Source organism: Pseudomonas sp. K2I15, from assembly GCF_002204795.1.
Classification (GTDB): domain Bacteria; phylum Pseudomonadota; class Gammaproteobacteria; order Pseudomonadales; family Pseudomonadaceae; genus Aquipseudomonas.
Genome location: NZ_NIXO01000039.1, coordinates 1 through 26,161, shown reverse-complemented (window position 1 = coordinate 26,161; position 26,161 = coordinate 1). Strand labels below are relative to the sequence as shown.

Sequence of the window (26,161 nt, the reverse complement as noted above, 5' to 3'; positions counted from 1 at the left end):
ACTTCCTGAAAACAACCGCCGAACGGGGCAAAAAAACTGCCCTGCCGGATGCGAACGAATGCTATTTTTAGTGTTCAACACGGCCAGGACCAGTGACGGTCATGGCGCCCCGCAGCGAGCTAAAGGAAGCGCTCAATGAACAAGGTGGGCAACATGAACAAAGTAACGTTCCCCAACGCCTGCCAGCTGATGCGCTGGCATTTTCATCCCATGGGCTTTGAGGCGAGCATGGATGCTCCCGGCAGTATGATCGCCCGCCTGTTCGACCGCGCCAGCGGAGAAACCCTGATTGCGATTGCCGGCATCCCCTGCGCCACGGTGATGAACGCCGCCGACGTGGAGCGGATCATCGAAGCCGTAGAAGATGAGTTGGAGTCGTTTGTGCCGCCACTGTCGCTGCGGGCATAAAAATAAGGGCCACCCTGGGGTGGCCCTTTTTCATTTTCGCTGATCATCAAAAAACGGCTTGTCCCCGGCCACCCGATCCGAGGCCTTCGGCACATTCACCCCTTGGCTGTCCTGCGCTTCGACATACCAATAGCAATGGCTCACTGCCCGGGTAATCCCCACATAGGCCAGGCGCAGCACCTCGTCTTTTTGTGCGCTGTCGTAGGGTTCGGTATCGCCATCCTTGCCCAGGCCCGCCATGCGATAGACCTGATTCTTGTAAGGCGAACGGGTCAAGTGCTGGCAATCTCCCAGCAGGAATACCGCATCCGCCTGCAAGCCCTTGGCGCTGTGGTAGGTCAGTTGCTTGAGCCGGCGGTCACCGTACGGCAAGCTAGAATCTACATTAACTACAGACTGAATATGCTCTTGTATCAATAGCTTATCGCTGCTTTTTCGATACAGCATTAATATCGAATCACCCTTTTGGTAATGCGCTGACAGTTGCTGGCCTAGCGCAGCGTCGTCCCGATCACGCACCGCGACGGGCACCAGCGCCTTCGGCGTTCCGCTTGCCTTGGCTTTCTTGCCGCTGATGGCCGGGGCGGCCCGCACGATGTGTTCCGCCGCATCGATAACGTGCTGATGGCTGCGGTAGTTCTCGCCCAGCATCACCCGTGTGGTGGTGGGTGACGGGAATTCCTTGTTGAACTCCATGAAGTACTTGGGCGAACTGCCCCGCCAGCCATAGATCGACTGCCAGTCGTCCCCCACGCATAGCAGCGAAGAACGCTGGGCGCCACGGCCCACGTGCATCGCCGGGCCACGGCTGCGAATTTCCCGCAGGCTGGCACGCACCCACGAGACGATCTGTGGCGAAACGTCCTGGAATTCGTCGATCATCAGGTGCGACATCGGCCGCAGCAGCCCGTCGCTGAGCAGCTTGAGGTTTTCCGGGGTGTTTTCGCCAAACAGCGAGAACATCCGGTTATAGGTCATGACCGGTGGCGACTGGTCCAGCAGGTGGTCTTCCAGGGCTTTCCAGAAAATACTCAGCGCTTCGAAGTAAAAACGGTCCGGATCGTCCTTGGCGAAGCTCATCTTGCCCACGGCGGTGGGCACGTCCAGCCCCAGGTTCTCGATAAACCCGGCGGCGGCGACAAAGCTGTCCAGCAGCGGCGCTGAACTCAGCTCGCCCTTGACCTTGTAATCGAAGCCGGGGCCTGCTGTTGCATCGCCTGCCAGGCTACTTAAAAGACGCTTGGATGATTCGTAGCTTTCAAGCCATATCAATGGCTTACGGCAGAAAGCTTGAAACAGGGTGCGCTTGACAGCCCACTCTGCGCGTACCGACAGCTTCGAGCCGGGACGGCTGACCTGGGCGTTTTCCCGTGGGTCAAAGCCCAGCACCACCCAGGCTTCCAGTTCGGCAATGTAGCCATGGCAGTGAAACTGCGCGCCGTTGATATCGAAGGTCTGGCGGTTGGGCTCAATGCCCTTGATCGGCCAGGCGCCCGCGCGAAACCACAGGTCTTCGATCACATCACACAACTCTTCATCACGCTTGGCCGCCAGTTCGGTCACCGCCACGCGCTTCTGCACGTCCGGGTGATCCCGCTCCAGTTCCTTGAGTTGCAAGGCATGGCGCGCCAACGGGGCAATCAGTTCGCGGAAACGCTCGTGACGGCCGTGCAACGGGTGATAGCAGGCATTCAATTGCTGACGCTGGGCGTCGTTGATCCGCAGTTCGAAGGGATTGCTGTCGGCGTCATCAAAACCCGCTTCGGTGCGCGCGTTGAGGTTCTCAAACGCCTGCAGCCGCTCAAGGCCCGGCAGGCTGCGCACCATCGGTAGAATGCGCGAGTGAAAGGTGCGCACCACCGCTTGGGCTTCTTTCATACCAAGGGGTTGGCCCCACAAGGCGAGAATCTCCATGAGCTTGTTGATGAAGTCTTTGCGGGACTCGCGGGTGAAGGTCACCACGGTCATCGAGCTCAGCTCAAAGCCCAGGTAATGGGTCAACAGCAGGATACGCAGCACCAGCGAGGTGGATTTGCCCGCACCGGCGCCGGCAATTACGGAAGTGGACGGCGTATCACTGAAAATCATCTTCCATTGGGCTGCACTCGGCTGGGCATGCGCCGGCAGCAGGCGCGCCACATCGGACTTGATGCGTTTTTTCAACTCGGCGGTCAGCGGCAGGCGCCAATCATCGAACAGGCTGTCGTCAACGCCCGGCGCGGTGTGTTCATCCGGCCGGAAGTCGCGAATCAGCAGGACCTGGCGGCCTTCTTCGATGCCATCCGCCTTGCCTTCCTGATAGCCATATTCCACGCCGGCCGTGTGGCCACTGCGAAAGCCATCGGCCTGGCCGTGCAGCCACGAGAAACGGTGCTGGGCGCGCAGGCGCGTCAGGCCGTGACCGAATAATCGGGCGGCGAGCCGTTTCAACAGGGGCATTTCGGCCAGTGGCCGCAGTTCGGGAGGCAGATCGGGGGTGTGTTGCGGCACGCGGACTCCTGCGATGCTTTAACTCGGACAAGAGCCCTATGTTCGCCGCAAATGCCCCTCAGTTCCAGCCAATTGCTTTGTGCTCATGCAGTTAGGCGATGAAGTGAAGATAAGCCCTGAGCATCGGCATCGAAGCATTCGATAGGAATCCTGCATTTTTTACGCTTTTTATCGATCTTGCGCTGTTGGATCATGGCCACCATCAACAGGAGACGATCATGCTTGAACTTCGACCTTTCAACACCCTGGGCGGCGCCAATCACGGTTGGCTGGACGCTCACCACCACTTTTCCTTTGCTGAATACCACGACCCCAAGCGTATGCACTGGGGCAACCTGCGAGTATGGAACGATGACCTCATCGCCCCCGGCACCGGCTTCCCGCAGCACTCGCACCGGGACATGGAAATCATCACCTATGTGCGTGAAGGCGCCATCAGCCATGCCGACAACCTGGGCAATAAAGGCCGTACCGAGGCTGGCGACGTACAAGTGATGAGCGCGGGCACCGGGATCGCCCACAGCGAATACAACCTGGAAGCCACGCCGACCAAGATCTTCCAGATCTGGATTATTCCCAACGAAGCAGGTTTGCCGCCGTCGTGGGGTGCCAAGCCATTTCCGAAGGGTGATCGCGAAGGTTTTGTGACGCTGGCCAGTGGTAAGGCCGGAGACAACGAAAGCTTGCGTATTCGTGCTGATGCGCGCCTGGTGGCGGCCAATTTGAAAGCCGGCGAAAGTGCCGAGTATCGGCTGGACAGCGGGCGTCGGGCGTACCTGGTACCCGCGACCGGGGTGATTGAAGTCAATGGCTTGCGTGCACAAGCTCGAGACGGTGTTGCGGTTGAGGATGAACAAGTGCTGCGGGTGACGGCGATTGAAGACAGCGAGATCGTGTTGGTCGACCTGGCTTAACCCAATCCAATGTGGGAGCGGGCTTGCTCGCGAATGCGGTGTGTCAGTCGCAAGCTATATTGACTGAAATACTGCATTCGCGGGCAAGCCCGCTCCTACATTTCGGGTTGTGGTGTTACTGGGATATCGCCCCGTCCACCAACACCTGCGCCTCTTCTACCAGTTGCTTGAGGTGATCCTCGCCGATAAAGCTCTCGGCGTAGATCTTGTAGATGTCCTCGGTGCCCGATGGCCGTGCGGCGAACCAGCCGTTTTCGGTCATGACTTTCAGCCCGCCAATCGCCTGGTCGTTACCCGGCGCGTGGCTGAGGATCTGCTGGATGCTTTCCCCCGCCAACTGCGTGGACGTTACCTGGTCCGGCGACAGTTTGCCCAACAGGGCTTTCTGCGCCGGGGTGGCCTTGGCGTCCACACGAATGGCAAACGGTTCGCCCAGCGCGTCAGTCAGCCCACGATAGATCTGGCTCGGGTCCTGGCCTTTGCGCGAAGTCATCTCCGCCGCCAGCAGTGCCGGAATCAAACCATCCTTGTCGGTGCTCCACACGCTGCCGTCCTTGCGCAGGAACGAGGCGCCGGCACTTTCTTCGCCGCCAAAACCCAGGGAGCCGTCGAACAGGCCGTCGGCAAACCACTTGAAGCCCACCGGCACTTCGTACAGGCGACGGCCAATGCGTTTGGCAACGCGATCGATCAAGCCGCTGCTGACCACGGTCTTGCCCACAGCGGCATCGGCGCGCCACTCAGGACGGTTCTGGAACAGGTAATCGATGGACACCGCGAGGTAGTTGTTCGGCGCCAGCAAGCCGCCGGATGGCGTTACGATGCCGTGACGGTCGTGGTCCGGGTCGCAGGCGAAGGCCACGTCGTAGCGGTCCTTGAGGCCGATCAAGCCTTGCATGGCGTAGCTGGAGGACGGGTCCATGCGGATCTGGCCGTCCCAGTCGACGCTCATGAAACGGAAGGTCGAATCGACTTCAGTGTTCACCACGTCCAGGTTAAGGCGGTGGTGCTCGGCAATCGCCGACCAGTAGCGCACCCCTGCTCCGCCAAGCGGGTCGACGCCCAGCCGCAGGCCGGCGCTGCGGATCGCATCAAAATCGATGACGTTGACCAGGTCTGCCACGTAGGTGTTGAGGTAGTCGTGACGGTGGGTGGTGTCAGCCTTCAGGGCCTGGGCGTGGGTAATGCGTTTGACCCCGGCCAGTTTGTTGGCCAGCAGTTCGTTGGCCTTCGCTTCGATCCATTTGGTGATGTGGGTATCGGCCGGGCCGCCGTTGGGCGGGTTGTACTTGTAGCCGCCGCTCTGTGGCGGGTTGTGGGACGGCGTGATCACGATGCCGTCGGCCAGGCCGCTGGTGCGGCCACGGTTGTAGCAAATAATGGCGTGGGAAATCGCCGGTGTCGGGGTGTACTCATCGCCTTCGGCAAGCATCACGTGCACGCCATTGGCGGCCAGTACTTCCAGGGCGCTGGCGCCGGCAGGCGTGGACAGCGCGTGGGTGTCCAGGCCGACGAACAACGGGCCGTTGATGCCTTGGGCTTCACGGTAAAGGCAAATCGCCTGGCTGATGGCAAGCACGTGCCACTCGTTGAAGCTCAGGTCGAACGAGCTGCCGCGGTGCCCGGAGGTACCAAAGGCGACGCGTTGGGTGGAGATCGCTGCATCAGGCTGGCCGGTGTAATAGGCCGTTACCAGTCGCGGGATGTCTACCAGCAGTTGAGCTGGTGCCGGCTTGCCCGCAAAAGGACTGAGAGTCATGCATAAACCTCTGAAAGAGAAGGATTCGGAAAAAAGTGCAGTTTACTGGGAGTTGGACTGCTCCGCGACGTTATAAATCCTACAACAATCAGCGAAATTTCATTCGGGATTCAGCCTGTCTGTGCCTGCTTCAATGCCAGGGCCAGTTCACCCAGGGCGCTCTCCAGGTTGTGTGCCTGGTCAACCATATGGCTCAGGCGTAGATGCTGGCGGTGCAGGCCGCTGATGCTGAACAACTCTCCCGGCGCAATCACCACCTGCCGGGCGAGCAGGCGCTGGAACACCTGGCGCATGTCCACCGGCACCTCGGAGCGCAGCCAAAAGGTGGCGCCAGCGACAGGCATTCGGTAGCTCACGTGATCCATCAAATGCTCGTCCAGGCGCAGTTTCATTAGCCGTGCCTGCTCTTTGAGCTGCGGTCGCAACTCCCGCAGGTGTTGGTCGATCCGCCCGCTTTGATAAAGCCGCGCAATCGCCCGCTGGCGGATAGACGACAACCGGAACGCACGCAGCAGGAACAGGCGTTGCAGCTCGCTGCTGAGGTGCCGCGACAGCAAATAGCCAAAGGGCGCTTCCGGCCCGAGCATTTTCTCGAAGGTGGAGAACACCATCAGCCGCTCGGGGTTGGCCAGCTCCCGCAACGCGGTGATCGGCTGCTCGAAGCCCAGGTCACCATGGCTGTCATTTTCTAACAACCAGCAGCCATGCTGGTTCAGCAAGCGTACCAACTGCATGCGGTCATGGCTGGACAGTGCGATGCCTGACGGCAAGCTGACGCCTGACGACAGCAACGCCAGTTGCACCGACTCGTTGCGCAGCAATTGCTCCAGCAACGTCAGGTCCAGGCCGCCCTGCGCCGTGAACGGCAGTTCGATGACCCTCACCCCCGCGCCCTGCAATAACCGCAGAATCAGCCAGTCACAGGGCGACTCCACGATGACGGCGGCGCCCTTGAGCCCCAGCACCTCAATCAGGATCTCCAGCACCCCGCGCAGATCGGCGCCGATGTACACCTCATCCGCCTGCCAGCAGCGGGTGGGCGACGAGGTGTAGCGCGCCGCGAGGGCCGTGCGCAGTTCCCAGACGCCACACGGCTGCGACCATGGTTGCAGGTGACGCGGGTAATGACGCAACAGTTCGCGCTCCAGCAGCAACAGTGCCCCGTCCAGAGACGCCCCCAGTGCCGGCTCATCGGCGCTGAGCACCCGCATTCCAGGGCGCCGCGCACTGGCGTAGAGTCGCTCCAGCAGGTCACCACCGCTGCTGCCTGCCGGTTTGTTCAATACTGGCCAGGCGTAGTAACCCGACTTGGCCACCGAGTAGATCCGGCCTTCTTTCTCCAGCAAGGAGTACGCGTATTGGATGGTCGAGATCGACACGTTCAGGCGTTCCGACAGTTGCCGCAATGACGGCAATTTCACCCGGGCATCGGTGCCAACCTCGTTGATCAGGTTGATCATGTAGCGATACACCGCCTGGTAGGCGAAGTCGGCTTGCCTGTCATCCTTGGGGGTCATCGCTGCTCACCCGCCGTCACGCCCTTAACCCCCGGCCAGTTGGTAGCTTGCCGTGGCGGGCGAGCCTTGCTGCGGCGCCGCAGCCATGCACGGAACCTCAGTTGCGGGCCGCTTGCGGTAAAGGTGTTGCAGCAAGTTGATCGGCAACCCGCTGATGTCGGTTGCCCATTGCACCAGCATCTCGGCCACGGGCTTGCCTTGCAGCACCTTGTGCAGCTCGGGGAGCGCCACCAGCATGCCGGGGTGGCATTGGCGCAAATAGCTTTCAAGGCGCTCGCCGTGACGGATAAACGGCGAAAACATCAGGCAGTTGAGTTGATTTTCATCCAGCCCGAACAGCTCCTGGGCGTAGCCGGCCGATAAGGCACGGCCATCCTGGGTGACTGCCTGGGCAATCCGGTGTTCGGGAATCTGCTTGCGCCGCATGAACAGCGTGGCCTGCTGCATGAAGCCCAAGGCGCCCTCCTCGTAATTCAGTTCCCGCAGGCACTCCGCTTGCAGGCCGCGCAGATGGGCCATCAACAATGGGTTCGCGTAGGTCGGGTGGCTGAAATGAAAGCCAAACTCGTCCGGCTGATAAGCCAGAAACTGCCGCAACAAGGGGCCGGACGGGTATTCGGCGGATTCCATCAGGTCTGCAATGCCGATGTAAGCCAGGTGGCGGTGGTCAATCTTGTCGGGCGTATCGCCGGCGTCGTAGTGCTCGCCGTACACGTCGCCGTAGTAACCATTGCTCCACTCGTCCATGCGCGCGAACAGGCCGCTGAGCGCCAACGGCCGTCGCGCAGGAATCACTACGCCGGCCGACAGCGCCGCTTTCTTCAACCACGCCAGGTATTCGCGTTGCTTGCGCGAAGAATCACCGCTGACCAGTGCATGCACCCCGCCACTCCACGTGGTCACCCGCTGGTAAAAGTCGCCGAGGGACAGGTAAGCGTCATTGCACAGCGTCTGGCGAAGATCCCCCGACGTCAGGTGCCCTACCATCAGCATGTTGCGCCGGCTGGTGTCGCGCGCTGTACCGGAGGCCGGTCGCAGGTGGTTGAACGGCAACACTTCCTGATTCTCGACCATCAACAGTTCGACACGCGAGTCGTCATGCAGGAACAGCGCGCTGTAGCCGCGATGCAACGTGTCCAGTGCCGTTTGGGTCATGCCGGCATGGCGCAAGGTCGCCACACGCAACTGAAAAGTGCGCGGCGCCCGGCCTGCGAGCGTCAGCTGCGCCGCACGCAGCAAGGTCAAGGCGTAGCTGCTGCCGGCGCCTGCGCCGTGAGCAACCAGCACCTTGTATTCACCGATCTGCTCCATGCCGCCTGCCGCCACTACAATTCGCTGAATCAACAATTGAAGCGAAGTGCGTTCTGTTCGAGAGAAATGTCCCACCAAGCGTTGCAATACTTGTTGATAGACATAGTTCATGGCTTGCTCGTGAATAGCGCTCATAGTTCTACTACCTGAGTTGAAATATCAGTTTCGGGCAACCGTTAACGGTATTTGCCTGACCTGTTGTTTCTGTAGGGGCGTTGCAATAGATGACATTCAATGGAGATTAGCACCGGGCCATCACTGCAAATGGTCGCTTCGGGGCTCCCAGCCCCTGGAAAGCGCCAAGCATCGGGGCGCGGAGCTAAAACTGGCGGTCTTAGGAATGATCTGACAACTTCCTACTCTGCTTTAACTTACAAACTAAAGAAGCATCCGACATAACCAACTTTAATAGTGGCTTTCCGCCTGAACAGGCAGGCAAAACGTTATTGGGTTTAACGGATGCACGTGGTGATTTCAGATATTCAATCATTGCTCAATCCTTGAGATGAAAGTGACGGGGCAATTATCAGCGCTTGAATAATGATTAACAGATACAGAACTTGGGCTAAAACCAGTTCAGATGGAGGCGCGCCATGGGTATGGAACGTCCAGACACGACAACGCCGCGCTGTGATTCAGGGCGGCGTCAGGGGGAGGCATGTGATTTACCGGGCTGAAACGGTTAAGTCCCGGTTCAAGCGGTAAGCAGGTTAAATCCTGTCAAATGGCGCATTTGCCCCATGCGCCCGGGGGCAGGAATACTCGTTTGCGAATATTCCCACAGATCAAACAGCTTCAACCTGCAAGGCAACACGTTCACGGCACGGACATTCGTCCATATAGCGGTGCGCTTCAACGAACTGGCTGAACGGGAATACCGTGGTTTTCAGCGGTACCAGTACCTTGTCGGCCGTCAGTTGGTTGATGTCACGCAGGGCTCGCTGCAAGGCCACCTGGTCCTGGATGATGCCCAGTTCCGGTTTGCCGGTGAAGTTGCCGATGCAGTGCACAAAGAACTGAATATTCTTCTGGAACGCCGCGCAAGCCGGGAATGGCGTCTGGTTGCCACCTTGCAGGCCGTACAGCACCAGGCTGCCACGTGGCGCCAGTACATCACCCAGCAGCGACATCTGCGGGCCACCCAAGCCGTCGAACACCACGTCTACGCCGCGGTTGTCGGTGAACTTGTTGACTTGCATCAGCAGGTCCTGTTCTTCGGTGACGATGACCTTTTCCGCCCCCAGGGACAGCAGGTATTCACGCTCGTCACTGGTTTTGGTCGCGGCAATCACCCGCACACCCAGGGCTTTGCCCAGTTGCACAAACGAGGGGCCGGAACAGTGGCTGGCGTCTGTCACCAGGGCGAATTGCCCGGGTTTGACCCGTGCCAGGTCCATGTACGCAAAGTAGGCGATCAGCAGTGGCGTGTAGTGAACGCTGGCTTCAATCGGGCTCAAGACATCCGGGTAACGGGTCAGGGCCGAACGCGGCAGCACGATTTGTTCACCGTACACCGGGTAATCATTGGGGCTTTCGGCCGGGAAGCTGGCGACCTTGTCACCTACCGCCAGGTCGTCGACGCCCTCGCCAACGGCCACAACCACGCCGGCCATTTCATGGCCCAGGCCTGATGGCAGGCGGGCATGGGACGACGCCAGGTTCTGGCGCCACAGAATGTCGTACCAGCTAATGCCAATGGCCTCGACGCGCACCTGCACTTCGCCCGGTGCGGGCTTAGCGGCTGCATGCTCTTCGCATTTGAGCACCTCGGCCGGACCAAACTTGTGAAAACGGATCGTGCGGGACATCGCAAACCTCGTCAAAGTAACCTCTATTGCCATGAACTCTATCTGGGCTTTCGGAGCAAGACCACCGGTCGCCGTTAATAGTCGACATGCCTGTCATTGATTCCGCACATACGGAAAATGTACCAAGCCATGTAGGAAAACTGAATTAGCCGGTGCAGAGTACCAGCCTTTCCCCGTAAGATTCATGCCGGCCATTGTTCTTATACGGCCGCTCCCGTCAAGTTTACTGACGCCGCCTGGGACACAAGATGAACCGTAACGACCTGCGTCGTGTCGACCTCAACCTGTTGATCGTATTCGAAACCTTGATGCATGAACGCAGTGTGACCCGCGCTGCCGAGAAATTGTTCCTTGGCCAGCCGGCCATCAGCGCGGCGTTGTCGCGCCTGCGCGGCTTGTTCGACGACCCGTTGTTCGTACGTACCGGGCGCAGCATGGAGCCTTCGGCCCGTGCGGTAGAGATCTTCGCCCTGCTCTCCCCGGCCCTGGACTCGATTTCCACGGCCGTCAGTCGCGCCTCCGAATTCGACCCGGCCACCAGCACCGCCGTATTCCGCATCGGCCTGTCCGACGACGTCGAATTCGCCCTGCTGCCCCTGCTGCTCAAGCGCCTGCGGGCCGAAGCCCCGGGCATCGTGCTGGTGGTGCGCCGCGTTAACTACATCTTGATGCCGGGCTTGCTGGCCTCCGGGGAAATCTCGATTGGTGTGAGCTACACCACCGACTTGCCGGCCAACGCCAAGCGCAAGGTACTGCGCCGCAGCAAACCGATGCTGCTGCGAGCCGACAGCATGCCGGGTTCCATGAGCCTGGATGATTTTTGCGCCCGGCCGCATGCATTGGTGTCGTTCGCCGGGGACTTGAGCGGGTTTCTGGATGAAGAACTGGAGAAGCTCGGCCGCAAGCGTCATGTGGTGCTGGCGGTGCCGCAGTTCAATGGGTTGGGGACGTTGCTGGCGGGCACCGATATTGTCGCAACCGTGCCGGACTATGCCGCTGAAGCGCTGACGTCTGCGGGTGGCTTGCGGGCTGAGGAACCGCCGTTGCCGGTGCGCACGTTTGAATTGCACATGGCGTGGCGCGGGTCCCAGGACAATGATCCGGGGGAGCGTTGGTTAAGGTCGCGGATTCAGATGTTCTTTGGCGACCCTGAGAGTCTTTAGGCGTCGGCTGGCAGGCTGTTCAGCTGATCATTTTTGCGTTTCCACCAACCATGGAGCTCCATTCACTTCCAGTGGATTGCTACATTGGGGGCACATCTGAGGGCATGCTTTGGATGGTTTGAAAAGGATGCCCCCAGCCTGAGGACGAGTGGGCTATTGATGAGGAGAACTCCGAGCGGGCCGGACTTGGAAATCTTTAAAATGGTACAAACGCGCCACTCGGCACATAGCTTTGAACTTGCATCGAGAGATGAGTCACCTCCGCTTTAACGGCAAAGTGATGCTTGACCATAAACGGTATTTAATCTTCACCAGCTTCGACTCTCCGGGGATAGCGTAGTGCTTCCACTAAAAGGCTGAACGCAGGTGAAGATTGAAGGCGACTGGGGTAATACAGGTGAAACCCGGCGAACGGCGGGCACCAATCCTGCAACACTCGAATCAAGTCACCACTGTCGATGTGCTGTTGAACAAGTGTTTCTGGTAAATATCCCAACCCAGCCCCGCTCCGGCAAGCATCGAGCGTTTGATAAACTCCATTGACGACGAGTTGCCCACTCACTTGAATATTCTTGGTGATACCTTCTTTTTCGAACTCCCAAGTGTAGATTCCACCGTGGGTGGGGAATCGCATGTTGATGCAGTTGTGGCAGCCTAGCTCGTGGAGTTCTCTGGGCGGCACATGCAACCTAAAGTAGTCTGGCGTAGCTACGACGGCCATCCGCATGTCAGGGGCAATTCTTGTCGCGATCATCCCTTCCCCCACAGTGTCACCGTATCTCACGCCTGCGTCGTAACGTTCGGCTACGATGTCGACCAGTCGATAGTCACAGTTGACTTCCACGTTGATGTCCGGGTAACTCGCCAAAAATACTTCCAGCACTGGCCATAACACGGTGTGAAAGCTGAAATCTGCTGCGCTGATCCGTATCGTACCGGCGGGTTTATCTCGAAGGCCCAGCAGTGTCTGAAAATTGGCTTCCATTGCCTCGAAGTGCGGGCTCATGCTGTCGTAAAGCGCCTGCCCGGCATCAGTCAATGTGACGCTTCGCGTGGTGCGGGTCAAAAGCCTGAGGCCTAACCTTTCCTCGAATGCCTTGATGGTATGACTCATCGCAGATTGAGAGACACGAAGCTGTGAAGCCGCTTTCGTGAAACTTCTTTCCCGCGCTACTGCAATGAAGACCAGCAGATCGTTCGCATTCTCGCGCAGCATTTGTCGACTCCCTGATTATTGCGCCGATACGCCCTCAATCAAATAGACGTCTGTCTTGGCTGAACGCTGGCGGACTTTTCTCAGTTCGGTGTACTCAGCAGAGTTGTACCAAGCCTGGGCTTTTTCGACACTCGCAAACTCAATGACAACAGTTCGACGCTTAGGCGCTTCACCTTCAAGCGAAATGGTCTTGCCACCACGCACAATGAAATGCCCTCCATAGGGTTTGAAAGTTGCCTCTACCTTTGCGCTGTAAGGCTTCATCCCTTCGGGATCAGTGACCTCAAACTCGGCGACATAGTAGGCCGGGGGCGTTGCCGAAGGAGCCTCGGATGCAATTACCCGGCAGCTGCCTGCCCCGAAAAACGCCAGACCCACCATCGCAAACGCCAACACCTTCACATTTTTCATCACTTTCCTCCATTGAAAAACCAATGTGTTCAGCACGCATACCTGGCAACGACTAGCCCTCACGGAAAATCGTGTCATCGACCACGCTGAGTGCTGAGTTGAACCGGTTCGGTTTCGGTTAATACTCTGGACAGGATCATCGACTGCGTCGTTTTCACGTACTTTCGGAAATGCGCAGACGCAATATGGCTTCGATACGCCGCCTCATCCGCATAGATTTCGAAGAAGTGCAGCCGATTCGGATGATCTTTTTCTGCAACCGAATAGATAGCTATTACACCCGGCTCAAGGCGAACGGAATCGGCCATTTCCTCTTTGACTGCAGCTTGATAGGCCGCCAGTTGCGCCGGATCAATCACAAGCTGCGCAATACGCACGACTTGCTCTGCTGGTGGCGCAGCAAACACTGCCCCCACCCAGAAACAGCCCATTACAACAGTGGCCAGCAGAGCTGATATCCGCATTCTTAGTTCTCTCAGGGTTATTAGCGAAGTCATGCTACAGCCCACATTCGATGAGCACTCATGAGTAAATCAGATAACTGTTATGAGTACATGCAACCTCGCTAGCGAGCTTGTCCAACTTGGGAGGGTGATCCCTGCCCACACGGGGTAACTCCTTAGATTGCTGAACACCGCTCATGGATTCATTCTGAAAACGCCAGTTATCAGCAACAACACAGTGCCATAGGCTCCCATGATGGACAGTCCGCCAACATTGCTTCTTCAAGCCGCGCACTCGCCGCGGGAGATGAGCAACGCAAAGGAATCTTCTAGGAGCACCCGGCTTCAGCCACCCACACTGCGAATGGAGACGTTGATGAACCCTGGAAACCCCACCGCACCCGGAGCTGGAATAGAGCTGTCGCGACGACAAGTGCTGATCGGCACCGCAGGTACCGCCGTCACAGCCGTTTTGGCGAAGACCGATGATGCCCAAGCGACTGCCAACATCAAAACAGCAGCGCAGAGCCCGCCAGGAAGTCATGTGACGTTCACCCTCAATGGGCGGCGAGTTGCCTTGGACGTCGATAACCGCACCACGCTCCTGGACGCACTTCGAGAAAGGCTGCATCTGACCGGAAGCAAGAAGGGCTGTGACCATGGCCAGTGCGGGGCATGTACCGTGATCGTGGAAGGCCGACGAATAAACTCATGTCTCACGCTTGCGGTCATGCACGAAGGTGACAGCATCACCACCATTGAAGGGCTCGGTACGCCGGACAACCTGCACCCAATGCAATCAGCGTTCATCAAGCATGACGGCTACCAATGCGGTTACTGCACACCCGGACAAATTTGCTCGGCAGTCGCGATGCTTGACGAGATAAAGGCCGGCATACCCAGCCACGTCAGTAGCGACTTGATCGCCAGCAGCACCGTCACAGCCGCTGAAATCCGCGAGCGCATGAGCGGAAATATCTGCCGTTGCGGGGCGTACTCCAACATCGTCGATGCCATTCAAGAGATAGCCGGGGGTGAGGCATGAAATCTTTTACGTACGAGCGTGTCACCTCTTTACAGCAAGCGGTTGACGCAGCAGCCCAAAATCCAGGCGCCCGATTCATCGCCGGCGGCACCAATTTGCTGGACTTGATGAAACTGGAAATAGAAATCCCCCAGCACCTGATAGATGTAAACGGACTGGCGCTCGATGAAATCACCCCGACCAAGGACGGCGGGCTAAGGATCGGCGCCATGGTGCGTAACACCGACTTGGCTGCTGCGCCTCAGGTGCGTCAAGACTACGCCGTACTATCCAAGGCACTGCTCGCGGGAGCGTCAGGGCAATTGCGCAACAAAGCCACAACGGCAGGCAATCTATTGCAACGCACCCGGTGCGCCTACTTTTACGATACCAATCAGCCTTGCAATAAGCGGCGTCCGGGTGCCGGCTGCTCTGCAATCGGTGGATCCAGTCGGCAACAAGCAATCATCGGGGTCAGCGATGCCTGCATTGCCAGCCATCCCAGTGACATGGCTGTAGCGATGCGAGCATTGGGCGCAAGGGTAGAAACACTCAACTCGGACGGCCAAGTTAGAACGATTGATCTCGCCGACCTTTACAGCGCACCGGGGACCACCCCCCATATCGAGAACATCCTGAACAACGGCGAACTGATTACTGCCGTGACGCTGCCTAAACCTTTAGTGGGCGAGCATATCTACTACAAGGTTCGTGACCGCGCCTCCTACGCGTTTGCGCTGGTTTCTGTCGCGGCGATCGTACTGCCAGACCGGACGGGGCAACTCGCCCTGGGAGGCGTGGCGTACAAGCCTTGGCGAAGTGAAGAGGCCGAAGCTTATCTGCCTGATGGCGCGAAGGCCGTAGCCACACATTTGCTGGCTGCCGCTAATCCTACCGCGCAGAACGCCTTCAAGATCAAACTGGCGGAACGGACGATTGGCCTTGCGCTTTCCACTGCATCTTCCTAAGCAACACCACCGGCATTGCACGGCTGCGGTCGATTGACCAGGAGTAAGCCTCATGAAGTTTGATACGCCTGCGAGCACCAATCCCATCGATCAAATGAAAGTGATTGGTCAACCCAAAGATCGAGTTGAAGGCAAACTGAAAACAACCGGCACGGCGACCTATGCTTACGAACAACAGGCCGCTGTCAGTCCCCCCGCCTACGGCTATGTCGTCGGTTCAGCAATCGGCAAAGGCCGAATTTCCTCAATTGATTCGAGCGAAGCACGCCAAGCCAGCGGCGTGATTACAATCGTCACCTATGAGAATGCGGGTCAACTGGACAGGGGCGAATTTTACGTTGACCGCGCACTTGCCGGCCCAAAGATCGATCACTATCACCAGGCCGTAGCCATTGTCGTCGCACAGACGTTTGAACAAGCCAGGGCTGCTTCGGCTCTGCTTCGGGTCTACTACGTAAGAGAGCCTGGGGCCTACGACCTCGCAGCACAGATAGCGTCAGCCAAGACACCCGCGCCGGGTGCGTTCGGCCCTCCTCCGCACACGGTAATCGGGGATTTCGAAGGCGCGTTCAAGCAGGCAGCGGTCACACTCGACGGCCATTACACCACCCCGGATCATGCCCACGCGATGATGGAACCTCACGCCACCATCGCTCAGTGGCAGGGAGACAAACTGACGCTATGGACATCCATTCAGCAGATGAACTGGGGTGTCAGAGACCTTGCAAAAACACTGGGTATATCCAAAGACCACATTCACCTGATCTCGCCCTACATCGGCGGTGGTTTTGGGGGAAAAGGCACCATCCTGTGCGACGCCGTATTGGCAGCTCTTGCCGCTAGAGCGGCCGGTCGGCCGGTGAAAGTCGCACTCCCCCGCCCGCTCATGTTTAACAACCTGACCCATAGACCCGCGACGATTCAAAGAGTCCGGCTCGGTGCAAATCCGGACGGCACCCTCACTGCCATCGGCCACGAGAGCTGGTCGGGCAATCTGCGCGGTGGTCGCACTGAAGCGGCTACCGCATCGACCCGAACGTTGTATGCGGGCGCAAACCGCATGACACGCTTGTATCTCGCCGAACTCGACCTTGCCGAAGGTAGCGCCATGCGCGCGCCGGGTGAAGCTCCAGGCATGATGGCACTGGAAATTGCCATGGACGAAATAGCTGAGAAACTGGGGATTGATCCTGTGAAGTTTCGCGTCATCAACGACACTCAGGTAGACCCGGAGCAGCCTGATCGCCGGTTCTCTCAGCGCCAGTTAGTCGAATGCCTGCATACGGGAGCCGATCATTTTGGCTGGGCTCGGCGTAGTACCCAACCGGCTAAAGAACTGCATGACGGTTGGTGGGTCGGGCTGGGAATGGCGTCCGCGATTCGAGGTGCACCCACGACGAAGTCAGCTGCTCGCGTACGGCTTGATCGCAAAGGCATGGTCACCGTCGAAACCGACATGACCGATATTGGCACCGGTTCTTACACAATCATTGCTCAAACGGCTGCGGAAATGATGGGCGTGGACATGGACAAGGTGAACGTCTACCTGGGCGACTCAAGATTTCCGGAGTCATCGGGTTCAGGCGGCCAATGGGGCGCAGCCTCATCCACGGCGGGCGTCTATGCTGCTTGTGTGAAACTTAGAGAAGCGGTCGCAACCAAGTTAGGCCTCGATCCGACAAAAGCCGAATTTATCGATGGCCACGTCCGTGAAGGGTCGAAAAACCTACCATTGGCACAAGCGACAAGAGACGGCGACTTGCAGGCCGAAGACGTCATGGAGTTTGGCGACTTGGCTAAGCAGTATGCCCAACAAACCTTTGGCGCTCACTTCGTAGAGGTTGGTGTAAACGCGGCCACAGGAGAAATTCGCATTCGTCGCCAGTTGGCAGTGTGCGCAGCAGGCAGAATACTCAACCCCAAAACAGCACGTAGTCAGATCATCGGGGGAATGACCATGGGCGCGGGTGCAGCACTTATGGAAGAAATGATTGTGGATCACCGCTTGGGCTATTTTGTTAATCACGATCTGGCTGGCTACGAAGTACCGGTGCATGCCGACATCCCCCACCAGGAGGTTATTTTCCTGGATGAAGTTGACTCCTATTCGACTCCGCTGAAGGCTAAAGGTGTAGGCGAACTCGGTATTTCAGGAGCGGCAGCGGCGATTGCCAACGCTGTTTATAACGCTACCGGCATAAGGGTTCGTGATTACCCCATTACGCTCGACAAGTTGATTGACCACTTGCCCGCTGTGGGCTGACCTTACCGCTTTTGCTTCGGAGTCATCAATGCAACTGAGCCGCACGAACCTGGCAGATATTGTTTATTTCCTTGCCATCGCTCGGCATCAAAGCTTCAGAAAGGCGGGGCTGGACGTGGGCATCAGCGCGTCTGCGCTGAGCCATGCCATGAAAGGTCTGGAGACACGGCTTGGCGTTCGACTGCTCAATCGCACCACCCGAAGCGTGACACTCACGGCGGCTGGCGAGGAGCTGCAAAGCCTCATCAGCACTCCCGTAAATGATATCGGGCAGGCGCTGGAGACACTGAACCGGCTACGCGATGAGCCCGCCGGGCGTATCCGCCTGAACGTGTTGAGCGACGGAGCAAAACTACTGCTCGGCCCCGTTCTTCCGGTTTTCATTGATCGCTATCCGGACATCGAGGTTGACCTCACCGTAACTAACCGTATGGTCGACGTTATCGGCGATGGCCATGATGCAGGGATTCGATTCGGTGGGACGGTGCCCGAAGACATGATCGCTCAACGACTCTCTCCCGATGTGGCATGGGCCGTCGTTGGAGCGCCTGATTACCTAGAGCGATTCGGTACCCCACTACATCCGGAAGAGCTGTACCAACATCGTTGTTTACGCGTGCGCCTGGGGAATGCACGAATCTACCACTGGCAATTCTCGAATGAGGACCAACAGATGGAGATAGACGCGCCGGGCGCCATCACTATCGATGAGACCCGGGTCGGTGTAGCGATGGCAATGCGCGGCGCCGGCTTAATGTATGTGCCTGCGAAGGTAGTCGAACGACAGATCGCGGAAGGCTCCCTGCGGCGAGTCCTTGAGGACTGGACTCACCATGACCCAGGTTTTCACATCTATTACTCAAGCTTCAGACAGGTTCCCGTAGGCATTCGCCTACTGATTGACCTTATCCGCGAGCTCGAACCCATGGGGCCACTCCCCTAGCGATTTCAGCTCGCCTGCCGCTTCGTGAAGACATCACTAAATACCGGCACGGCTGAGAAGGCGTTAGGCCAGCCAGCATAGAACGCTAGATGCGAAAGCAACTCGGAAGCCTCGGTCTGCGTCAGGCCATTGTCCATAGCACGATTGAGGTGGTAACCGATCTGCGCAACCTGACCGTTTGCCACTAACGTCGTAACAGTAATCAGACTACGGTCTCTGGGCGCAAGGCCCGGCCGCAGCCACAGATCGTTGAATAACGCACTGGTGGTGAATTTCACTAACCCAGGCGAAACCGGGCCAACAGATTTGTCGACGGCCGCGACGCGTGCGTCTTCGGCAACCTGATCGATAGGCAGTAGCACGGGCGACACCGGCGCCAGTTGGTCAGAGGTTATGCTGTGCTTGCTAAACACCTCTTTGGCAATCGGCGCTGCTCCAGCAGCGTTACCCCAACCTGAATAAAACGCGAGATGGTTGATGGTTTCGGACAACTCCAAAGGCGTCACCCCATTCTTCAATGCCAGATCCAGGTAAGCCGACAGCTCCGCTGTCTGACCTCGTGCAATCAAGACGGCGACCGTTGCCAGGCTCCGGTCGCGCGGAGACAACTCTGGGCGTTTCCAGACCTCACCGAGCAGTAATGTGTTGACGTTGTGAGCCATTACCGGTGATGCGGCTTGTATATCCGCTGAAGTTGGCATGTGCGAAATCTCCTTGGTCAGCGCTCCCTCGGGGGTGGCGCATGCAGACAAACACATCGCCAGGCTTGCTGCTGAAAATGTGCGAATAATCATAATGAAGCACCGAACTGGGCTTCGGTAACGGGCTCGAGCCACTGGACATTTTTGCCGTCAAGCGCTTCTTGAATGGCCATGTGGGTCACGCTTGTTGTACTCGTTGCGCCGTGCCAATGCTTGACGCCAGGCGGCGTCCATATCACGTCTCCAGGCTTGATGACCTGTTTCTGGGCTCCCTCTTGTTGAACCCATCCGGTGCCCATCGTGACCACCAACATCTGCCCCAGCGGATGGGTATGCCACATCGAGCGCGCCCCTGGTTCAAACGTCACATACCCTGCCGATACGTTCGACGGCGCCGGTACGGCGAAGAGAGGGTCAATGCGTGCATGGCCGACGAAATTTTGGGGCGCTCCGATTACTGATGCCCGCTCACCATTTCTCACGATAGTCATGGATTGTGCAGAGAGCGCATCAGCAGCACAGACATCAAATGCGACGGTGGCCAACAGGGCGACTCCTGGCATGGCTGCTCTTGGGCGCATCGGTAGCTCCTTGCTGAATGAGTAGAGTTGCGACCAACCTAATGGATGTCTCTACGTGCAACTACCGGCTGTTGGGTTTATGAACCGATGAGCAAAACTCAGCAATACCCCACTGCCACCTCAACAGATCTGCTCCCTTAGCATGTTGCCGATTCATGAGCACAGCTCAGTGGTACGTCCTGATTGGCCATATTTTTCTCTGGCAGCCATTGCATTAGGCTGAACGTCCAACTAAAGCACTTGAGTGAGAGCTCTAATTTTTCTCCATGAATCAACTGGACTTAACTTCCCAAAAGCCCGAGCAACTGGAATCACAAAAGTCGGATACACACCAAGATCACGGTCTGCGTATCTTGCTGATTCTGAGCCTGTTGATGGCGTTCGCCTCCATCTCCACCGACTTATATCTGCCAGCTATGCCGGAAATGGCGAAGGCACTAAACGTAAGTGGAGGTACTCTGCAGTTTACCGTCACGGGCTACCTCATCGGGTTCAGCACCGGGCAACTATTCTGGGGGCCAATCAGTGATCGCTTCGGACGAAAACTACCCGTTGCTATCGGGCTGATACTTTTCATCATTGGTTCGGCAGGTTGCGCACTGGCCACGGATGGCAGTCATATTATTTTCTGGCGCGTCGTGCAAGCGCTGGGGGCGTGCGCGAATGTCGTTCTGGCGCGTGCGATGGTGCGAGACCTTTATAAAGGCCGTAAAGCAGCCCAGAAGATGTCCACGCTCATGACCATTATGGCCATAGCCCCGCTCGCGGGGCCGACAGTGGGTGGGCAAATTTTAAGGTTCGGCTCATGGCAAGCCATTTTCTGGAGCCTGGTGTTCATCGCCATGGTGACATTGATCAGCCTCTTCAAGCTGCCGGAAACCCTGCCACATCAGCGACGCAGCCCTGCCTCGCTCAAGCAAATTATCAAACGGTATGGCAGTTTCTTTCGTGACAGTCGCTTCTTGGGCTACACAGCAGCCGGCGCGTTTTTTTACGCGGGAACATTCGCATACATCGCCGCCTCTCCCTTTGCGTACATCACGTATTACCACGTTTCACCGCAATTTTACGGCCTGCTATTTGCAGCAGGGATTATCGGCATGATGGTCACCGCCCAAATAAACGCGAGGCTCCTGAAGCGCTACGACACAGAAACGATGATGCTGGTAGGGGCATCACTGTCAGCCTGTGCCGGCTTGATACTGTTGGTTAATACCTGGGCAAATTGGGGTGGGCTGCCGTTGATGATCTTCGCTTGCCTGCTCTTCGTTGCAGCGACAGGGATGGTGTTGGCCAACTCGGTGGCGGGAGCCCTGAATTGCTTTCCAGACGCCAGTGGTTCCGCATCTGCATTGATTGGTGCATTGCAATACGGCTGTGCCATGCTCGGATCAGCAGCAGTGGCGTTTTTTGCCAATGGCACGCCTCTACCGCTGGGTTCTGTAATGGCTGTCTGCGGTGCAGGTTGTTTGCTTTGCGCATTCTGGGTGTCAAGAACCCGAGCCTCGCGCTTTGACTAAGCTGACTGTCAAACCTTCCATGACTGGATAGTAAGTCCACGTTGAAGAAGAACTGCCCAAAAAGGCAGTTCATAGGCTGAGTTTAATTACGCGTATTCATAAGCTCAAACATAGCGTCTCCCATTTGACGCGTTTTTACCGAAACCCCGACCAGAACCTCATCTTTACCCGCCCCGAGTTGGGCAAAGGTTTCACTGACGAAATCATCCGCTGACATCATCATATGGCTGGCTGCGCCGGCACTGCGAGTACCGCCACCGAGTCCGGTATCGACCAATGGCGGAGCAATTTCAATGACGCGGATGTTAGATGACTTCAGTTGGTGCCTCAGGCTCAACGTGAAAGAGTGAATAGCCGCCTTGGTTGCGCAGTACACCGGTACGTCAGCCATAGGCGAGTAAGCAAGACCCGAGCTAATGTTGAGAATGTAAGCCTTGTGTTGCCGTTTGAGGCTTGGCAGCAGCTCTGCAATCAGATGGATAGGCGCAGTGAAGTTAACGGCGACCTCTGCATCAAGCGAATCCATATGCGGGTCGCTGTTGAAGTCACGTTGGCTCTGAACACCTGCATTGTTGATCACAACGTTGAGGTCTGGATGGGTGGATTTAAGCCATTTAACCATCGCACGGCGACTGTCAACGTCGGCCACATCGCATGCATAGGTGATTAACGTTGAAACATCATCTTTAGCCCGCTGCAACATGGCCTCATTACGGCCGCAAATGATCACCGTATTGTTTTCGGCGAAGCGTTTGGCGAGGGAGAAGCCGATGCCGGTGGCACCGCCAGTGATCAGAATTGTATTGCCATCAAGTTTCATGAGCGCGTGTCCTACATTAGTAAGAAGGTGCGCTGCAATAGAAGAATATCCGCAGGCACACCTTTGCAACCGGCATGCCGGGCTAGGTGTCGCGGATACCCATTAGGGAGGAGTTGTCGTTCTGGGGAACGATGACCGGGCTACCATCCGGCCTGCACTCTTTCGACTTACAATTTTTACCAAGCTTTTATGCGGATCACAACCGGTGTCGCTAGATACTACTAATAAATATCATGGCGAAATATCGGGTCAGATTTCGCTCGGGCTTGATCCGGCACTCCAAGTCATCCAACTGCCGTGACATCTAGCTCATCGGCTGCTGGCTTTCCAAGCTTCTGGGAAGCTCAAGTGCCAGCAAATCGATTGCAAGGCGAGATCTTAATGGAAGGTGCTGAGCGTCAGGCCACACAACATTACATTCCATCGCCGCCCGAGGTCGGTCGCCCCAAATCTCGATGAGCTCACCGCGTTGAATACGTGCTCGAATCAGCCAATACGGAAGCCACGCAATACCCATGTCAGCGGCAGCAGCATCCGCGACCATTTCGAGATCATCCAAACGTATTCGGGAAGAAATAGGAACCTCGACCAATACCCCATTTTCCTCGGGCAGCCGCCAAGGAAGGGCCTGTCCGTTCCGGCAGTAAGGCAGTAGCTCATGACTCGACAGATCTATCAATGAGTCCGGCGCCCCATGTTGATTAAGGTATGAAGGGGAAGCACACAATAACTTGGGTTGGCTGACCAGCCGGCGTGCACGCAGGGTGGCCCCATTCCCTAAAGAGCCACTGCGCACAGCGAGATCGAACCCGTCAGATACCAAATCTATCTGACGATCGCTAAAACTGAGTTCGATCTCCAAGCCAGGATGCTCGCGAGCAAACCTGAGCAGAATCGGCGCAACGCAGTACCTACCAAATAGTACCGGAAGCGAAACGCGCAACCTTCCGACCACTTCACGGCGCCCCGTCTCCAGCATGATCTCGCCGGCGCGGAGCTCCTCAACAGCTCGCAGACAACGCTCATAATATTGCTGACCGTCTTCAGTAATGCATTGTGTCCTTGTCGTGCGCTTAAAAAGCTGGACACCCAACCGCTCCTCCAGACGCGCGATTGACTTTCCGACTGCAGAACGCGTGAGTGATAAACGCTCGCCAGCCTTGGCAAAGCCACCCGACTCCACCACCTCAACAAACAGTTGCACACCATCGAACATATCCCGCATAGCACGTCCTCAAAACTTCGAAACTGTAGAATTTTTGGAACCACTAATGAGACCAACCGCCACCAATGAGTATCAAAATTCTACTTTATAGTAAGTAGGAGATGAGCAAGAAATGCTTTTAAATTTAATGTGCTGCGTGCCGGTATCACGTTGCTGAGCCAGGCGCGTCGTGCAATCAAGGGCGGCAGATGATTATTACAATCGTATATGACAGTGGCTATGGACACACCGAACGCGTTGCTAAGTACGTAGCTCAAGGTGCGTCTGAGGTTGCAGGAACCGATGTAAAGGCTATTTGCGTCAATGAAGGATTCACGGATTGGGAGCGCCTTGAAAATAGCGATGCGATTATTTTCGGCTCGCCTACGTACAACGGTCTTATCAGCGCGAAGCTGAAGCAGTTTTTCGAAGACTCCACCAAGGCAGCCTGGACTCAGCAGAAGTGGCGCAACAAGATCGCAGCCGGCTTCACGAACTCCGGTGCCCAACACGGAGACAAACTGAACTCCCTTATGTCGATGGCCTTGTTCGCAGCACAGCACGGAATGATTTGGGTCGGGCTCGACTTGATGCCCGGCAACAGCAGTAGCACTGGATCAGCCACCGATCTGAACCGTCTAGGAAGTTGGCTAGGCGTGATGACACAAGCAAACACTGACGAGGCCCCAGAACTCTCGCCGCCAGACAGCGACCTGCGCACAGCCGAATACTTTGGGCATCGCGTGGCTCAAATTGCGGCTCGATTCTTACCAGTTTGACGCTCATACCATCAATTAAGGAGACATATCATGAAGCTGCTTTGCTTAGACATCCCTCAGCCTGGCGCCACCTTTGCTCAGTATGAGCCACACATGAAGGATGAAGTCCGTCATAGCTGGGAGCTTTACAAGGAAGGTGCGATCCGTGACATCTACTTCCGTCAAGACCGGCCAGGAGTTGCCATCATCGCCGAGTTTGAGTCTGTTGAGGCAGCCAGGAAGTCTCTTGCCGAGTTCCCTCTTACCTTGGCTGGTTTGATTGGTTGGGAAGTAATCCCATTGGGGCCATTTACAAACTGGGAATCGCTGTTTTCCTCCGAGAACGATTGAGTATCTCTCAACTGCGCTTGAAACCCTCTTCCACACAGATGGAGCACCAAGCGCTTTAACAGGATCATCAGCATGAAAGTATTGGGCTTCGCAGCGCACTCGGCAACGGCCTCACTCGAGCCGTTTTCATTTACAAGGCAAGACACACGAGATGACGATGTCGTCATCGACATATTGTATTGCGGCGTCTGCCACACAGACTTGCACCTTGCTCGTAACCATGGAGGCTATACAACGTATCCAATCGTCCCAGGACACGAGATCATCGGCAGAGTGCGGCAAGTTGGAGCACAGGTATCACGCTTCCAAGTGGGCCAGTTAGTCGGCGTAGGCTGCATGGTTGACTCTTGCCAGCAATGCCAGCCGTGTCAACACGGATGGGAACAGAACTGCCTGGAGGGATCGACCTTTACCTACAACAGTAAAGACAGACGCGACGGCAGTGTTACCTTTGGTGGTTATTCTCAATCCATCGTAGTCCGGGAAGCGTTCGTGCTATCCGTACCCGCCGGACTCGACCCTGCTGGTGCTGCCCCCTTATTGTGTGCGGGCGTCACTACATGGTCACCACTGCTGCACTGGAATGTTGGCGCCGGCAGCAAGGTCGCGGTTATTGGCCTTGGCGGGCTTGGTCACATGGCCTTGAAGCTGGCAAAGGCATTGGGTGCAGATGTCAGTCTGTTCACTCGAACTGAGGGCAAATCAGAGGATGCATTTCGATTGGGCGCCGATCATGTGGTGGTGTCGAGCGATCCAGAACAGATGAGCGCGGTGAAGGGCCAATTCGATGTGATTATCGATACCGTGCCCTACGATCACGACATCAATCCGTACCTATCCATCCTTGCCTTAGAAGGAGTATTGGTTCTTGTGGGCTACATGGGCCCACTGTCTACAGCGGTCAACGCGGGCATGCTGGTCAGCGGCCGCAAGGCTGTAACCGGCTCCTTTATCGGAGGGCTGAAAGAAACGCAGCAAATGCTGGATTTCTGCGGCGAGAAAGGGATCGTCTCTGACATCGAAATAATCCCGATTCAAAAGATAAATGAGGCCTACGATCGGATGTCGCGGAGCGCTGTAAAATACCGGTTCGTCATCGACATGGCATCCTTGAACATCTAACGCAGATGCTCCTGGGAAATGCCAAGCGCATCCCCAGGTAGCTAAGACACGGTGCGGCCGACAGCGGCCGCCTCGTCAGATTGAATCCAGGCGGAATGGCTTCGTTGCAAGCGCCACAACGTCCAGATCGATCAACTCTAGAGACTGGACGATACCTGCGACCTCCGCCTTGTAGTGTCTGAACGACTCCGTCTCAAGATGTGCCTTATACGCCTCATCATCGCGATAAATTTCGACAACGAAGAAGCTGCCTGGCACATCGCTTTGCTCCAATGCGTAAAAAGCCAGAACGCCAGGCTCTTGGGCTACCGACTCCTCCACAATACGCCTGGAGGCATCGTAAGCGCTCCATAAACCCCACCGACTTCAAGATGGGTAATGCGCCTAGCTAGGCGATGCCGGCGAGCAGTTCCACGGTAACAGCGCTTCGTAATCTTCAACCGAGGTCGCCATTGGCAGCCGTTCT

The 26,161-nt window shown here is 57.0% G+C and carries 24 protein-coding genes; 11 read left to right on the top strand and 13 right to left on the bottom strand.

Annotated elements, in window-relative coordinates; genetic code table 11:
- Positions 1-135: 135 nt before the first annotated feature.
- Positions 136-408: a DUF1652 domain-containing protein gene (locus CEC48_RS21245; protein WP_003217129.1), complete on the top strand. Its 273-nt coding sequence runs from the start codon at positions 136-138 to the stop codon at positions 406-408.
- A 30-nt stretch (positions 409-438) separates the two neighbouring features.
- On the opposite strand, the gene CEC48_RS21240 is transcribed toward CEC48_RS21245, so the two are convergent.
- On the bottom strand, positions 439-2,898 hold the full coding sequence (locus CEC48_RS21240; RefSeq protein ID WP_088425530.1) for a UvrD-helicase domain-containing protein: 2,460 nt from the start codon (positions 2,896-2,898) through the stop codon (positions 439-441).
- A 218-nt stretch (positions 2,899-3,116) separates the two neighbouring features.
- On the opposite strand from CEC48_RS21240, the gene CEC48_RS21235 reads away from it, so the two are divergent.
- Positions 3,117-3,812 carry a pirin family protein gene (locus CEC48_RS21235; RefSeq protein WP_088425529.1) on the top strand — a complete coding sequence of 232 codons (696 nt, stop codon included), beginning with the start codon at positions 3,117-3,119 and terminating at the stop codon, positions 3,810-3,812.
- Positions 3,813-3,927: 115 nt separating this feature from the next.
- Here CEC48_RS21235 and pgm read toward each other — a convergent pair whose 3' ends face one another.
- The 4 genes from pgm to CEC48_RS21215 all read right to left on the bottom strand — a co-directional run bounded on the left by pgm (position 3,928) and on the right by CEC48_RS21215 (position 10,207).
- A complete protein-coding gene (pgm, locus tag CEC48_RS21230; RefSeq protein WP_088425528.1) occupies positions 3,928-5,571 on the bottom strand; it encodes a phosphoglucomutase (alpha-D-glucose-1,6-bisphosphate-dependent) in 1,644 nt (547 codons plus the stop codon).
- 110 nt (positions 5,572-5,681) lie between these two features.
- Positions 5,682-7,088 carry a PLP-dependent aminotransferase family protein gene (locus CEC48_RS21225; protein WP_088425527.1) on the bottom strand — a complete coding sequence of 469 codons (1,407 nt, stop codon included), beginning with the start codon at positions 7,086-7,088 and terminating at the stop codon, positions 5,682-5,684.
- A 24-nt stretch (positions 7,089-7,112) separates the two neighbouring features.
- Positions 7,113-8,534 (bottom strand): hypothetical protein, encoded by a 1,422-nt coding sequence (locus CEC48_RS21220; protein ID WP_088425526.1) that lies wholly within the window; start codon positions 8,532-8,534, stop codon positions 7,113-7,115.
- A 650-nt stretch (positions 8,535-9,184) separates the two neighbouring features.
- Positions 9,185-10,207 carry a zinc-dependent alcohol dehydrogenase family protein gene (locus tag CEC48_RS21215; protein ID WP_088425525.1) on the bottom strand — a complete coding sequence of 341 codons (1,023 nt, stop codon included), beginning with the start codon at positions 10,205-10,207 and terminating at the stop codon, positions 9,185-9,187.
- 248 nt (positions 10,208-10,455) lie between these two features.
- On the opposite strand from CEC48_RS21215, the gene CEC48_RS21210 reads away from it, so the two are divergent.
- Positions 10,456-11,370 (top strand): LysR family transcriptional regulator, encoded by a 915-nt coding sequence (locus tag CEC48_RS21210; protein ID WP_008433801.1) that lies wholly within the window; start codon positions 10,456-10,458, stop codon positions 11,368-11,370.
- 301 nt (positions 11,371-11,671) lie between these two features.
- Here the strand turns inward: CEC48_RS21210 and CEC48_RS21205 are convergent, their stop codons facing one another.
- The 3 genes from CEC48_RS21205 to CEC48_RS21195 all read right to left on the bottom strand — a co-directional run bounded on the left by CEC48_RS21205 (position 11,672) and on the right by CEC48_RS21195 (position 13,494).
- Positions 11,672-12,586 carry a LysR family transcriptional regulator gene (locus tag CEC48_RS21205; RefSeq protein WP_088425524.1) on the bottom strand — a complete coding sequence of 305 codons (915 nt, stop codon included), beginning with the start codon at positions 12,584-12,586 and terminating at the stop codon, positions 11,672-11,674.
- A gap of 15 nt (positions 12,587-12,601) precedes the next feature.
- Entirely contained in the window at positions 12,602-12,997 is a 396-nt protein-coding gene (locus CEC48_RS21200) for a DUF1330 domain-containing protein (RefSeq protein ID WP_088425523.1), read from the bottom strand.
- A gap of 74 nt (positions 12,998-13,071) precedes the next feature.
- The gene (locus tag CEC48_RS21195) at positions 13,072-13,494 is read right to left on the bottom strand and encodes a putative quinol monooxygenase (protein WP_256579762.1); all 423 of its coding nucleotides are present in this window, start codon (positions 13,492-13,494) and stop codon (positions 13,072-13,074) included.
- A 322-nt stretch (positions 13,495-13,816) separates the two neighbouring features.
- Here CEC48_RS21195 and paoA point away from each other — a divergent pair, with 322 nt between their 5' ends.
- From paoA to CEC48_RS21175, 4 genes are read left to right on the top strand one after another with little or no spacing between them, the layout of a single operon-like run.
- Positions 13,817-14,485, top strand: a complete 669-nt coding sequence (gene paoA, locus CEC48_RS21190) for an aldehyde dehydrogenase iron-sulfur subunit PaoA (protein WP_088425521.1) — start codon at positions 13,817-13,819, stop codon at positions 14,483-14,485.
- The gene (locus CEC48_RS21185) at positions 14,482-15,432 is read left to right on the top strand and encodes a xanthine dehydrogenase family protein subunit M (RefSeq protein ID WP_088425520.1); all 951 of its coding nucleotides are present in this window, start codon (positions 14,482-14,484) and stop codon (positions 15,430-15,432) included. Before paoA ends, CEC48_RS21185 begins: the two co-directional genes overlap by 4 nt.
- Before the next feature lie 52 nt (positions 15,433-15,484).
- Entirely contained in the window at positions 15,485-17,695 is a 2,211-nt protein-coding gene (gene paoC, locus CEC48_RS21180) for an aldehyde oxidoreductase molybdenum-binding subunit PaoC (protein WP_088425519.1), read from the top strand.
- A gap of 28 nt (positions 17,696-17,723) precedes the next feature.
- Positions 17,724-18,638, top strand: coding sequence for a LysR family transcriptional regulator (locus CEC48_RS21175; protein WP_076013533.1), 915 nt, complete (start codon positions 17,724-17,726; stop codon positions 18,636-18,638).
- Positions 18,639-18,643: 5 nt separating this feature from the next.
- Here the strand turns inward: CEC48_RS21175 and CEC48_RS21170 are convergent, their stop codons facing one another.
- Entirely contained in the window at positions 18,644-19,432 is a 789-nt protein-coding gene (locus CEC48_RS21170) for a carboxymuconolactone decarboxylase family protein (protein ID WP_076013534.1), read from the bottom strand.
- Positions 19,429-19,920 carry a cupin domain-containing protein gene (locus CEC48_RS21165; RefSeq protein WP_176438754.1) on the bottom strand — a complete coding sequence of 164 codons (492 nt, stop codon included), beginning with the start codon at positions 19,918-19,920 and terminating at the stop codon, positions 19,429-19,431. The genes CEC48_RS21170 and CEC48_RS21165 overlap by 4 nt, the downstream gene beginning before the upstream one ends.
- Positions 19,921-20,186: 266 nt before the next feature.
- On the opposite strand from CEC48_RS21165, the gene CEC48_RS21160 reads away from it, so the two are divergent.
- The gene (locus CEC48_RS21160) at positions 20,187-21,440 is read left to right on the top strand and encodes a Bcr/CflA family multidrug efflux MFS transporter (RefSeq protein WP_088425518.1); all 1,254 of its coding nucleotides are present in this window, start codon (positions 20,187-20,189) and stop codon (positions 21,438-21,440) included.
- An 82-nt stretch (positions 21,441-21,522) separates the two neighbouring features.
- Here CEC48_RS21160 and CEC48_RS21155 read toward each other — a convergent pair whose 3' ends face one another.
- Together CEC48_RS21155 and CEC48_RS21150 are read right to left on the bottom strand one after the other, a co-directional pair.
- Positions 21,523-22,260, bottom strand: a complete 738-nt coding sequence (locus CEC48_RS21155) for an SDR family oxidoreductase (RefSeq protein ID WP_076013536.1) — start codon at positions 22,258-22,260, stop codon at positions 21,523-21,525.
- 304 nt (positions 22,261-22,564) lie between these two features.
- Positions 22,565-23,485 carry a LysR substrate-binding domain-containing protein gene (locus tag CEC48_RS21150; protein ID WP_088425517.1) on the bottom strand — a complete coding sequence of 307 codons (921 nt, stop codon included), beginning with the start codon at positions 23,483-23,485 and terminating at the stop codon, positions 22,565-22,567.
- A 188-nt stretch (positions 23,486-23,673) separates the two neighbouring features.
- On the opposite strand from CEC48_RS21150, the gene CEC48_RS21145 reads away from it, so the two are divergent.
- From CEC48_RS21145 to CEC48_RS21135, 3 genes are all read left to right on the top strand, one after another.
- Entirely contained in the window at positions 23,674-24,243 is a 570-nt protein-coding gene (locus CEC48_RS21145) for a flavodoxin family protein (RefSeq protein WP_076013538.1), read from the top strand.
- Between the two features lie 30 nt (positions 24,244-24,273).
- On the top strand, positions 24,274-24,573 hold the full coding sequence (locus tag CEC48_RS21140; protein WP_076013539.1) for a superoxide dismutase: 300 nt from the start codon (positions 24,274-24,276) through the stop codon (positions 24,571-24,573).
- 72 nt (positions 24,574-24,645) lie between these two features.
- Complete coding sequence (locus CEC48_RS21135) at positions 24,646-25,695, top strand: NAD(P)-dependent alcohol dehydrogenase (protein WP_088425516.1); 1,050 nt, start codon at positions 24,646-24,648, stop codon at positions 25,693-25,695.
- A gap of 75 nt (positions 25,696-25,770) precedes the next feature.
- On the opposite strand, the gene CEC48_RS32235 is transcribed toward CEC48_RS21135, so the two are convergent.
- Positions 25,771-26,016, bottom strand: a complete 246-nt coding sequence (locus CEC48_RS32235; RefSeq protein ID WP_176438753.1) for an antibiotic biosynthesis monooxygenase — start codon at positions 26,014-26,016, stop codon at positions 25,771-25,773.
- Positions 26,017-26,161: the final 145 nt, after the last annotated feature.

Excerpts from the sequence above, each read along its gene's own strand:
- CEC48_RS21140 (WP_076013539.1), top strand. The coding sequence starts at position 24,274 with ATGAAGCTGCTTTGCTTAGACATCCCTCAGCCTGGCGCCACCTTTGCT.
- CEC48_RS21150 (WP_088425517.1), bottom strand. The coding sequence starts at position 23,485 with ATGCGGGATATGTTCGATGGTGTGCAACTGTTTGTTGAGGTGGTGGAG.
- CEC48_RS21205 (WP_088425524.1), bottom strand. The coding sequence starts at position 12,586 with ATGCTGCGCGAGAATGCGAACGATCTGCTGGTCTTCATTGCAGTAGCG.
- CEC48_RS21195 (WP_256579762.1), bottom strand. The coding sequence starts at position 13,494 with ATGACTTCGCTAATAACCCTGAGAGAACTAAGAATGCGGATATCAGCT.
- CEC48_RS21235 (WP_088425529.1), top strand. The coding sequence starts at position 3,117 with ATGCTTGAACTTCGACCTTTCAACACCCTGGGCGGCGCCAATCACGGT.
- CEC48_RS21170 (WP_076013534.1), bottom strand. The coding sequence starts at position 19,432 with ATGATTATTCGCACATTTTCAGCAGCAAGCCTGGCGATGTGTTTGTCT.
- CEC48_RS21245 (WP_003217129.1), top strand. The coding sequence starts at position 136 with ATGAACAAGGTGGGCAACATGAACAAAGTAACGTTCCCCAACGCCTGC.
- CEC48_RS21185 (WP_088425520.1), top strand. The coding sequence starts at position 14,482 with ATGAAATCTTTTACGTACGAGCGTGTCACCTCTTTACAGCAAGCGGTT.
- CEC48_RS21200 (WP_088425523.1), bottom strand. The coding sequence starts at position 12,997 with ATGAAAAATGTGAAGGTGTTGGCGTTTGCGATGGTGGGTCTGGCGTTT.
- CEC48_RS21160 (WP_088425518.1), top strand. The coding sequence starts at position 20,187 with ATGAATCAACTGGACTTAACTTCCCAAAAGCCCGAGCAACTGGAATCA.
- CEC48_RS21175 (WP_076013533.1), top strand. The coding sequence starts at position 17,724 with ATGCAACTGAGCCGCACGAACCTGGCAGATATTGTTTATTTCCTTGCC.
- pgm (WP_088425528.1), bottom strand. The coding sequence starts at position 5,571 with ATGACTCTCAGTCCTTTTGCGGGCAAGCCGGCACCAGCTCAACTGCTG.
- CEC48_RS21165 (WP_176438754.1), bottom strand. The coding sequence starts at position 19,920 with ATGCGCCCAAGAGCAGCCATGCCAGGAGTCGCCCTGTTGGCCACCGTC.
- CEC48_RS21220 (WP_088425526.1), bottom strand. The coding sequence starts at position 8,534 with ATGAGCGCTATTCACGAGCAAGCCATGAACTATGTCTATCAACAAGTA.
- CEC48_RS21155 (WP_076013536.1), bottom strand. The coding sequence starts at position 22,260 with ATGAAACTTGATGGCAATACAATTCTGATCACTGGCGGTGCCACCGGC.
- paoA (WP_088425521.1), top strand. The coding sequence starts at position 13,817 with ATGAACCCTGGAAACCCCACCGCACCCGGAGCTGGAATAGAGCTGTCG.
- CEC48_RS21210 (WP_008433801.1), top strand. The coding sequence starts at position 10,456 with ATGAACCGTAACGACCTGCGTCGTGTCGACCTCAACCTGTTGATCGTA.
- CEC48_RS21135 (WP_088425516.1), top strand. The coding sequence starts at position 24,646 with ATGAAAGTATTGGGCTTCGCAGCGCACTCGGCAACGGCCTCACTCGAG.
- CEC48_RS21225 (WP_088425527.1), bottom strand. The coding sequence starts at position 7,088 with ATGACCCCCAAGGATGACAGGCAAGCCGACTTCGCCTACCAGGCGGTG.
- CEC48_RS21215 (WP_088425525.1), bottom strand. The coding sequence starts at position 10,207 with ATGTCCCGCACGATCCGTTTTCACAAGTTTGGTCCGGCCGAGGTGCTC.
- CEC48_RS21145 (WP_076013538.1), top strand. The coding sequence starts at position 23,674 with ATGATTATTACAATCGTATATGACAGTGGCTATGGACACACCGAACGC.
- paoC (WP_088425519.1), top strand. The coding sequence starts at position 15,485 with ATGAAGTTTGATACGCCTGCGAGCACCAATCCCATCGATCAAATGAAA.